At 63.1% G+C, this 9,810-nt stretch carries 7 protein-coding genes; 1 reads left to right on the forward strand and 6 read right to left on the reverse strand.

Annotated features, from left to right (window positions below; genetic code table 11):
- The first annotated feature begins 71 nt into the window (after positions 1 to 71).
- Entirely contained in the window at positions 72 to 1,184 is a 1,113-nt protein-coding gene (locus ACQKP1_RS24520; RefSeq protein ID WP_427277351.1) for a Fic family protein, read from the forward strand.
- A 34-nt stretch (positions 1,185 to 1,218) separates the two neighbouring features.
- On the opposite strand, the gene ACQKP1_RS24525 is transcribed toward ACQKP1_RS24520, so the two are convergent.
- The 6 genes from ACQKP1_RS24525 to ACQKP1_RS24550 all read right to left on the reverse strand — a co-directional run bounded on the left by ACQKP1_RS24525 (position 1,219) and on the right by ACQKP1_RS24550 (position 9,733).
- Positions 1,219 to 6,357 (reverse strand): lactate dehydrogenase, encoded by a 5,139-nt coding sequence (locus ACQKP1_RS24525; protein ID WP_427277352.1) that lies wholly within the window; start codon positions 6,355 to 6,357, stop codon positions 1,219 to 1,221.
- 109 nt (positions 6,358 to 6,466) lie between these two features.
- Positions 6,467 to 6,865 carry a DUF3085 domain-containing protein gene (locus ACQKP1_RS24530; protein WP_427277353.1) on the reverse strand — a complete coding sequence of 133 codons (399 nt, stop codon included), beginning with the start codon at positions 6,863 to 6,865 and terminating at the stop codon, positions 6,467 to 6,469.
- Between the two features lie 62 nt (positions 6,866 to 6,927).
- Entirely contained in the window at positions 6,928 to 7,614 is a 687-nt protein-coding gene (locus ACQKP1_RS24535; RefSeq protein ID WP_427277354.1) for a hypothetical protein, read from the reverse strand.
- A gap of 11 nt (positions 7,615 to 7,625) precedes the next feature.
- Positions 7,626 to 8,225, reverse strand: coding sequence for a DUF1419 domain-containing protein (locus ACQKP1_RS24540; RefSeq protein WP_427277355.1), 600 nt, complete (start codon positions 8,223 to 8,225; stop codon positions 7,626 to 7,628).
- A 143-nt stretch (positions 8,226 to 8,368) separates the two neighbouring features.
- Positions 8,369 to 9,328: a DUF3991 and toprim domain-containing protein gene (locus ACQKP1_RS24545; protein ID WP_427277356.1), complete on the reverse strand. Its 960-nt coding sequence runs from the start codon at positions 9,326 to 9,328 to the stop codon at positions 8,369 to 8,371.
- A gap of 219 nt (positions 9,329 to 9,547) precedes the next feature.
- Positions 9,548 to 9,733, reverse strand: coding sequence for a hypothetical protein (locus ACQKP1_RS24550; protein ID WP_427277359.1), 186 nt, complete (start codon positions 9,731 to 9,733; stop codon positions 9,548 to 9,550).
- Between the last annotated feature and the right edge of the window lie 77 nt (positions 9,734 to 9,810).

Below are 9,810 nucleotides of genomic sequence, written 5' to 3' on the forward strand. Positions count from 1 at the left end.
AGCGAAACAAATCGCTTTTATCGCTCACATTACTAGGGCAATATGGGCGATAAAGATGGAGTTTATCGCCCATGGCGTGGAATTGGGAATTGGCGGGATGGCCGAAGTTCGAATGGAACCCTGAGCTTCTGCGTGCCAGGGAGCAGGCATTCATCGAGAATGCCGCTATCGCCGTCGGCACCATACGCCATCTGGAGAAAGATGACCGCGAGGAGGTCGTGATCGAGCTGCTCAGCTCGGATGCATTGAGCACATCGGCGATCGAGGGGGAAGTGCTGGATCGCGACAGCGTGCAATCGTCGCTTCGGCGGCAACTCGGTATGTCCGCGGCAGCTTTCCGCAGCAGGCCGGCCGAAGCAGGCATTGCCGAAATGATGGCGGACCTTTACCGCCACCCGCTTGACCCCATCACCGAGGAGCGGCTTCTCGAATGGCACCGGATGGTCATGAATGGCCGCCGCGACATTGCGGATATCGGCAGCTATCGTCGTCATGACGAACCGATGCAGATCGTCTCAGGCGCTTTCGGCCGTCAGCGCGTGCATTTCGAAGCACCTCCATCCGAGCACCTGGCAGTCGAGATGGGCAGACTTCTCGAATGGCTCGAACGGAGCTCTCCCGAAGGGCCAGACCCGCTTTCAGCCCTCACCCGGGCCGGCATTGCTCATCTGTGGTTCGAGAGCATCCACCCTTTCGAGGACGGCAATGGCCGTATCGGCCGAGCGATCGCCGAAAGCGTGCTTGCACGCGCAATCTCGACGCCAACCTTCAGCGCATTGTCGAAATCGCTGCTCAGTCATCGCAAGGACTATTACGCCATGCTTGAGGCGGCGAGTTCCACGCTGGTTATCGATGGCTGGCTCTCATGGTTCGCGGACAGGGCGCTCGAAGCCCAGAAATCCGCTGACGAACTGGTCCGCTTCCTGATCGAGAAGGCGCGTTTCATGGACAGGCTGCGGGACACGCTGAACGAGCGACAGGAGAAAGTGCTGCTGCGCATGCTGGCCGAAGGCCCTGAAGGTTTCACAGGAGGGTTGAGCGCCGGCAATTACGCGACAATCACCGGCGCTCCACCCTCGACCATAACCCGCGACCTCTCCGATCTGGTCGAGAAAGGCGCTCTTCTGCGCAGCGGCGAGCGCAAGGCAACGCGTTACCGGCTGAATGTCCTCAACGGCGAATAGCCGTCCTGATCGCGGATTCACGTCAACAGGCGGGTTAGGCAACCGCCCTCTCCGCTCTAGCGTCATCGCGTGCGGATTGTGCCAGAGCCTCCTCGACCTCACGCAGCTTCCGACGCTTTTCCGCCAGTTCGTCGGCAAAAGCGAAGGTGCCGCCCTGCCGAGGCTGGTAGGAGACGAGCCGGCGCTGGTATTCCGCCAAACGCTGACGATAGCGCTCCCGCTCTTCCTCGAACCCGCCAAGGGCGTGCTCGAGACGGGAGACGGCCCCGAGCGGCGTGACGGTCATGGCAAGCTCGATCTCGTAATCGGCGCCGGTGCGCTGGAGCAGGGTCTGATAGTGGTAATTGTCGCCCCGGCCGAAGCGCTCGCCTTCATAGGCGAGATCGAAGCCGCCGATGGTGGCGATGTGAACCTCGCCTTCCTGCTGGAGCTGGACGAGGGTCAGGATCTCCTTCATCAGCGCCCGGCCGGCATCCTTGCGCTCCGTGTACGGCTTGCCCATCACCGTCATGGTGAAGGCATGGCCTGATGTCGGAACCAGGCGCTCGATGTCCTGGCCGATCTCACTGACACGCCGCGTCGCCATCTCGATTTCGCGCTCAGCGTCGCGAAGCTGTCGACGGACCGCAAAGAGATCGTCGTCATGGGCGGCGCGCAGCCGCTCAAGCCGCGCGATCTCGGCCTCAAGTCCGGCCTTCTGCATCAGCCGCTCATCTCCCGATGCGATCGCCTTGGCCATGGCGAACTGGTTGGCCTGCCCCTCGTTCAGGTCTTCGAGCCTGCGGATGGACGTATCGCCAGAAAGCACCGCGGCAATGAACCGGGCCTTGCGCTCGTTCTGCTGCCACATCGTCGCGTCAAGCGAGCCTTGCGTGGCATAGGCGTAGATATCGACCTCGTCGTGCTGGTTGCCCTGCCGGACAATCCGGCCTTCGCGCTGCTCGATCTGGGACGGCAGCCACGGCACGTCGAGATGATGGAGGGCCTTCAGCCGCGCTTGAGCATTGACGCCGGTGCCCATGGTTTCCGATGACCCGATCAGAATACGAACCTTGCCGGCGCGGACATCACCAAACAGTCTCTGCTTGGCCTCGGTCTTCTTGTAATCCTGCATGAAGGCGATTTCCGACGCCGGCACGCCCACTCGGATGAGTTCATCGCGGATCCAGCGGTAGGCCGAGAAGCCCCTCGTCTTTTCGACATTGATCGTGCCCAGATCGGAGAAGATCATCTGCGCAGCGCCGGGAAGCTCGTAAATCTTGCCGTCCGGGCGGAGATAGCTGTTCTCCGACGTTTCCTTCCAGACACGGTGGGCATTCCGAACCAGCAGATTGAGCTTGTTGTCGGGCTCGTCATCCATCGCCGGCATCACAAGGCGAAGGTCGATCGCCGCATGGCGACCGTCGGTGATGACGGACAGCAGAATGTCGTCGCCCGGCTGCGCCGGCCCCTCGCGCATCTCGATCGCCTTGATGCGGGTTTCGAGGATCTGCTGGTAGGCCTTGAAAGCGGGCGTCGGCGCAGCCGTCAGGATCTGCCGCTTGCCAGTCGCGATCTCCGGCACCTTGACGTACTGCCGCAAATCCTCCGGCATCACCACGTCAGCAAAGGCGCGGAACATGGCGATCAGTTCCGGCACGTTGACGAAGCTCGCGAACCGGCTGACGGGCTTGTATTTGCCGGAGGGTTGCAGTTCGAGCTCGGTCTTCTCGTCGCCAAAGTTGCTCGCCCAGGCGTCGAACTCATGCAATCCGCGCTCGCGCAGGGCCTCGTAGCCGAGCAGGCGCTGGATCGAGAACATTTCTCCGAGCGTATTGGTGATCGGGGTGCCCGACGCCAGCACCAGCGCGCGACCCGGATTCTTCGTCTCGATGTAGCGGGATTTCACATAGAGGTCCCAGGCCTTCTGCGAACCGCTCGGATCGATGCCCTTGAGCGTGCTCATATTGGTGGCGAAAGAGAGCTTGCGGAACTCCTGCGCCTCGTCGACGACGATCTGGTCGACGCCGATTTCGGAGATCGTCAACAGATCGTCCTTGCGGGTGGCGAGGGATTCCAGCCGCTCCTGAAGACCCTCCTTCAACCGTTCGAGCCGCTTGCGCGACACGCGATCCTCGTCGTCCACTTTGGTCAGCAGATCCTCGTAGAGCTGCAGCTCGTCCTGGATCATCTGTTGTTCGAAGGCCGAAGGGACGCCGATGAACTTGAAGGCCGAGTGGGTGATGATGATCGCATCCCAGACAGCCGTCGCGGCCCGCGACAGGAAACGCTGGCGCTTGGCTAAAGTGAAGTTGGTCTCGTCGGCGACGAGGATGTTCGCCGAAGGATAAAGCGCCAGAAACTCACGCGCTGCCTGCGCCAGGCAATGGCCGGGAACGACCAGCATCGCCTTGGCGATCAGTCCCAGCCGGCGCTGTTCCATGATGGCGGCGGCCATCGTCATCGTCTTGCCGGCGCCGACGGCGTGCGCAAGGTAGGTCGAACCCGAAGAGATGATCCGCCAGATGCCGCGTTTTTGGTGCCCATAAAGAGTGAAGGCACCAGAGGCGCCCGGAAGTTTCAGATGGCTTCCATCGAAGCGCCGGGGCGCGATGTTGTTGAAGCGGTCATTGTAGACCCGCGCCAGCCGGTCGGTGCGATCCGGATCCGTCCAGACCCAGTTCTGGAAAGTCTCCTTGATCCGCTGCAGCTTGTCGCGCGCGGCTTCGGTGTCGACGACATTCAGCACGCGACGCTCGCCGTCGGCATCCTTGAAGGTGTCGAAGATCTGCGGCAGACGGCTGTTCAGCGCATCGGCGAGCAGCTCGCCGGCGTGACGGCGGCTCGTGCCCCATTCCGAGGTGCCGGCGGCGGTATAGCCGAGCTGCCGGGCTTCGACCGTCCACGAGCCGAGCTCCGGCATATGATGGATGCGGATCTCGGCGCCCATCGTCTCCTTGACGAAGGCCATGACGTCCGAAGCCGGGATCCACGGGGCACCGAGGCGCGCGGTGATGTCGGATGGGCGGAGGTCCGTCGGCTGTACCACCAGAAGAGCAGCGACATTCCGCTGGAAAGCCGGATCGAGCTCCGCAGCCGCTTGCGCCACAGCAAGCCTGGTGCGAACCGGGCCGGAAAGATAGGCATCCGACGTCTGCCAGGAGCCGTCGGCCGGATCGCGGAAGATGGCGTCGCCCAGTTCGGAAATGACCGCTTGCGCGTCACGATGCAGCAGCTCGGCGATATGGTCTATATCGACGCGGCCGCACTCGTTGAGCACGACGGCCAGCGCATCGGCGGCACTGGTGATATCAGGCGGGGCCGGCAGCGAAATCACCCGTTCGGAAAAGATCGGACCCGGCCGCGCCGTGTCGGTCTCGAGGTCGTAGTCCTCGATCGACGCGACCAGCCAGCAATCGGGATCGTCGCGGAAGGGTGCAAGATTGGGCTGGCGGTGGGTTTCCCGGACCTCGCCGGTCTCGGCATCTTCCGAGATCGAGACCGTCGTATGGTTGATCGGGCCGAAGTCGCGGACGAAGCTTGACCAGGCAATGCGCAGGCGAACCTGGAGATCCTTCCACGGGCGATCCTGCTCCTGGGCCTTGAGCACCTCGCGCACTGCATTGCGGACCGGGATCAGCTTCCTGATGATCCGGACGTGCTTTTCCGACAGGCGTTCGCCTGGTTGGCCGCCGCCCGTTCGGCCCTTGCGCACCGTGATCGCGACCGGGGCGCCATCAACCATCTGCATGAGGCCGTGACGATTATCGATGAAGAAGCTGCCTTCACGGACCTTCTCGTTCCGAGGTCGCAGATCGACGATCTCGCCAAGCTCGTCCTCCAGGTCGATGTCGATTTCGGACGGTTCGCCGTCATAGCGGCCTTCCGGCAGAAGAGAGATGGCGGCGTTCAGCATGGTTTCGAGATCAACGCCGGCGTGATGGCGGCAAGTGTAGGTTTCGCCGAATGGCCCGGAAGTCAGGGCATGTTCGCCAAGCACGAAGTCCGGATGGTGCGCGAACCAGCGATTGACGCGGATCGCGCCCTCGTCCTCGGTCGCGGCTTGGACCTCCTCCAGGTCCAGCCAGGACAGATCGCCCTCCGGCTCGCCCACCTTGCGCTTGCGTAAGAACAGGAGATCGACGACGACGTCCGTGCCGGCATCACGGCGGAAGCTGCCTTCCGGAAGACGGATGGCCGCGATCAGATCGGCGGATTTGGCGATATGCTCGCGGGCTGTCGCGTCCGCCTTGTCCATCGTGCCGGAACTGGTGACGAACGCGGCGAAGGCGCCGGGCTTCAAGAGATCGATCGACCGCGCGATGAAGTAGTCGTGCAGACGCAGGCCGAACGAACGATATTGCCGGTCCGAACGCACGGTGCGATCGGAAAAGGGTGGGTTGCCAATGGCGAGATCGTAGATCGGCGCAAGATCGGCGCGCGCGAAATCCCCTTCGATGATCCGGGCTTTCGGCTGCAGCAGCCTTACGATACGTGCCGTGACAGGATCGAGCTCGACGCCGGTCACATAGCTGTTGTCGCGATAGGCCTTCGGCATCAGCGCCGGAAACAGCCCCGTGCCGATACCCGGCTCCAGGACGCGACCGCCGCGCCAGCCCATGCGTTGCAATCCCGCCCAGATCGCCCGGATGATGAATTCCGGCGTGAAATGGGCATATTGCGTGCAGCGGGACATACTGGAATAGTCGCCCTCGGATACCGCACTCTCGAGCGACGAGCCGAGATCGTCCCATCCCTCCCGGAAATCCACCTCGCCCGGCCGGCGGAACATGCCATTGGCCAGTTCGCCAGCGCCGAATCCGGTAAAGCGGACAAGCTTCGCTTGCTCGCCTCTCGTGGCGGCCCTCTCCTGTCTTTCGATCTCACCTGCAAGCAGAACCGCCGCGACATTCGCCTTCGCCCGTTCCTTCCAGCTGGTGGCAAGACCGCGGCCCCCGTCATCGAGATAGAGGTTGGCGCGATCGCCCTGTTTGCGGACGGCAGGCTTTCGAAGGGTGGCGATCGGCATTGCCGGAGCGGGGGCCGGCGGTGTCGGATCGGGATCGTCGTCATTGGCAGCTTCGGGGGCAGCTTCGGCGATAGCGCCGCCGAATGCCGTGACACCGAGGCTTAAGCCCGACGACAGAGCACTGCTGCCGAACATATCGAGAGTGAAGGGATCGTCATGCGCCATTGCGAATTTCTCCTGTGCTCGGAAAGCGCGCGCCGTTCTCCCGCCCGAGGTGACCCGTGGGCAGTTCGGTCGCGAGTGTTTGTTGGAAGGGTGGAGCCGAGCGCCGCTGTCAGCGGCGGATCAGGCCGAGCGACACGCTTGTGTCGGTCATCTCGATCCTGAGATGGGTGGCTGAGGGCGAGGCCGTTACCAGCCGTTCGAGCTCTGCCGCGTCGAGGAAGTCGACGCCGTCATCGCCTCCGAAATGCCGGCGCTTGTAGTGCCAGTAGTCCGGATTGGTGGACGGGTCGCACTCCTCGGCATAGCAGACGAGCGGCCTCTGATCCTCCGCAAGTTTTCCGTTGGAACAAAGGTAGACACCTTCGTCGCCAACGAGAAAGACGCCGGGTTTCTCTTGCCTGCCGGGGTGGAGGCCGTAGTAGGGGTTTCGAAAGCCGCCGTTCGTGGCGGCGTCGGATATTCCGCGCGCGATGACCTCGCGCACGTTTTCGAGAGGAAAGGTGAACATGACCGTTCCATTTGTTGGGATGGTCCAGCCGGTCGCGACCGAACAGCGTGAAAAGGGAAAGGCTATGCGTCCTCGTCAACCGCGAGGCCGTCGAGGAAGCCAATGAGATTTTCGGTTTGGCCGTGCTGGTCGAGCCATCGGGAGATTACGACAAGCAGCGTGAAGCTGTCCCATCCCGCCGCGGCGGCAAGGTCTTCGAGCCGGCGTCGCGTTTCGAGGCCGGAGCTCTCCGTTGCTGAAGATGGCTGTGGTTCGGCCCACACCGTCTCCAGCATATCGACGGTCGACGCATACCGTGTGGTGTCGGCGGTGATCCGCATCACACTGCCGCCGAATCCGTCTGGCCGCATCTTCGTGCAGGTGAAGGCCGCCGTAATGACGATCTCATCGATCGTGGCGGACCGGCGCACGATGTCCTGAAACATCCGGTCCCAACCGTCGTCACTGAGATCGACATCGATGTCGTCCGGCAGATCGTCGTCCGTCCCTGCATCGCGTCGCTCAAGAAGTGCGGCGACGCGCTCGCTGATACTGCTTTCGCCATACGCACGCGAGGCATCAGACGCGGACCGCAGATCGTCGACTGACAAAGTCACGATGCTGCTCGGCCCGCACCATGAATGAAAATAGATGCCGTCATCCTCGCTGTCCGCGTCGAAGACGAGATCGAGGATAAGCCGCTCCAGCGGCGTCATATCGGCGGCCGGGATATTCGGCTGCACCACGGTCGGGGAGTGATAGTCTGCCATGACACGCTCCCTCACGCCGCAATCGCGTCAGGAAGGTAGCGCAGATGGACCGGCAGCTTCGCCAAGACCTCGTCGTCGGTCAGCGTGTCGAGGAGCTTGAGCGTAGTTCCCTGGCGGCCGCCGTAGAAGATCACGGTGCGCTTGCCGCGATCGGGCTCGGGCCAGCGTTCACCTGCATACCCCCGATATTCGTCATGGGTGCTCGACCAGATGTGCTCCAAGCGCTCCTCGCGCGTCATCGCCCGAACCGGGCGCGACTCGCGTTCGATGATCGCGTCTCGCATCCGCGTCGGCGAACCCTGGTCGGCGAGGTCGCAGTAGCCGTGGAAATAGCGGAACTGCCCATCGATCCTCAGAGTGAAGAAGACACTGGTCACACTGCCGGTGAGGAATTCGCGCATGGCGAACATCTCGCCCCGCATCCAGAGCGGCGGCAGGATCTCGAACATATAGTCGTGGCCTGCCTGGTCGATTTCGAACCACTCACCGCAAAAGAGCGCACTGTCGTCCTCCCAGCGGTTCGGACGCTGTGCGTGACGATCGAACAGGCGGAACATCTGCCGTCGGTCGGCGATGCCCTGATAGATCTTGCGGATGGGCGAGAGGGTCATGGGCGGGCTCCTTTTGGCCTCGTCGGGTCGAAGCGCGGCTGGTCGTTATGACCTCACCATCATCTTCAGCTCTTCCTGACCCCTCCCCCACGGCCGCCTCTCCGTCCGGCCGGGTCAAGGGCCGGCTTCAGCCGGGCGAAGCTTTACCCTTGACGCGGCCGGCGGGCATGCGGCAGGCCTCTTCTCCCTCCCCTTCTTTCCTTGTCCTTCAATCCCTTTGCTTTCCAGGCATCGTTCCAGTCTTCCGCCGGCGGCTTCAGCCGCAGCCAGTCGCAATCCGCGCTCTCGGCGATGGCTCGCAGCCGATCCGCGAACGCCTCCCCCTGCGGGTTGTCATCCGTGGCGGCGACGAGTTGAGCGCCGGGGCGCTCCGCAAGGACGCGCACTGCCGCCTCGGTCGTCGGGGACCAGCCACCGCCGGTGCTGAGATAGAGGCTCCCCTCCCGCAAGCCCTCGAAAGCGGCAAGACTCATGGCGTCGATCGCGGCTTCGGTGACGCAGAGCCGGAAAGCGTCAGTCGAACCCAGGCGGAAAAGAACCTTGGTGCCGCCCGTCGAAAAACCGCGCCAGTCGGGACCGCGTTCTTCCCAGCCTGTGACAGAACCGCTGTCGTCGACATGGGCGGCCCACATGCTGCCATATGGCCCTTCGCGAAGTCGATCCTGATGGATCGTGGTACGCAGGACGACTTCGGGGAGAAGACGCTCGTTGCGAAGGTAACGCCAGGTCGCGGAGCCACGCCACGGTTTGCGTCTGGTGTGCCAGCGTTCGAGCGGTGAGGCGTGAGGTTCGCGATCGCGGGCGAGACGCGTCCAAGCCGGCTCAACCGGCATGAAACCGACAAGCCCGGACGCGGCGCCGAGCGCCTCAACGAAATCGACGCCATCGAGGTGCTGAATGAGCGAGAACACGTCGCCCTTGACATCCGAAAGTGGGTCGAACCAGCCCTTGCCGTCGTGGATCACGATGATGATGTCGTCACCACGCCGGTACTTGACGGCGCGCCGCGTGCTTTCCTTCAGATCGACGGCAAACCCGGCCCTTGCCAGCACGGCCGCGCACGGAACGCGGTTCTTGAGTTTCTCTACTTCGTTTTTCTCCATCCTCATTCCCGGCGCTCTTGGCGCCCGCCTTTCCTATGGCTTCCTTCTCTCCGCACTTTGCGGAATGCCTGCCGGACGCCACGAAGAGCGAAGACGGCAAGGGCGCGGCTCGCAAGGTGCGAATCTGCACCTTGCCTTGGCCGCTTGCGGCCGGCCGCGGCGCAGCTTCCCTTGCCGCCACAGCTCGCAAGTGGCACCTCCGGAGGCAAAGAAGCCGGCTCAATGAGCCGGCCGGCGATCGTAGGGATCGAATTCATGGATGATGTCGAGATCGTCATCGGCGTCGATCTCTTCGCTCGGCAGGACGCCGAACTGGTTGCCGGACCTGAACAGCGTGACCGGGACCATGAGGGTGCGGGCGAGTGCAAAAGCGTGGCGTTGAGCGAGTGCAAGATCCTGTGCCATGTGAGAAACCTCCGTCCGGAGCGGGCCGATCCCGCTCGATGGCTCCTCGAAGGACCGGGGACGGTCGCGATCACCGC

It is taken from the genome of Allorhizobium sp. NPDC080224 (assembly GCF_050281005.1).
Lineage (GTDB): Bacteria > Pseudomonadota > Alphaproteobacteria > Rhizobiales > Rhizobiaceae > Allorhizobium.

Bases quoted from the DNA above. Each gene is read 5' to 3' on its own strand.
- ACQKP1_RS24520 (WP_427277351.1), top strand. From the start codon at position 72: ATGGCGTGGAATTGGGAATTGGCGGGATGGCCGAAGTTCGAATGGAAC.
- ACQKP1_RS24525 (WP_427277352.1), bottom strand. From the start codon at position 6,357: ATGGCGCATGACGATCCCTTCACTCTCGATATGTTCGGCAGCAGTGCT.
- ACQKP1_RS24530 (WP_427277353.1), bottom strand. From the start codon at position 6,865: ATGTTCACCTTTCCTCTCGAAAACGTGCGCGAGGTCATCGCGCGCGGA.
- ACQKP1_RS24535 (WP_427277354.1), bottom strand. From the start codon at position 7,614: ATGGCAGACTATCACTCCCCGACCGTGGTGCAGCCGAATATCCCGGCC.
- ACQKP1_RS24540 (WP_427277355.1), bottom strand. From the start codon at position 8,225: ATGACCCTCTCGCCCATCCGCAAGATCTATCAGGGCATCGCCGACCGA.
- ACQKP1_RS24545 (WP_427277356.1), bottom strand. From the start codon at position 9,328: ATGGAGAAAAACGAAGTAGAGAAACTCAAGAACCGCGTTCCGTGCGCG.
- ACQKP1_RS24550 (WP_427277359.1), bottom strand. From the start codon at position 9,733: ATGGCACAGGATCTTGCACTCGCTCAACGCCACGCTTTTGCACTCGCC.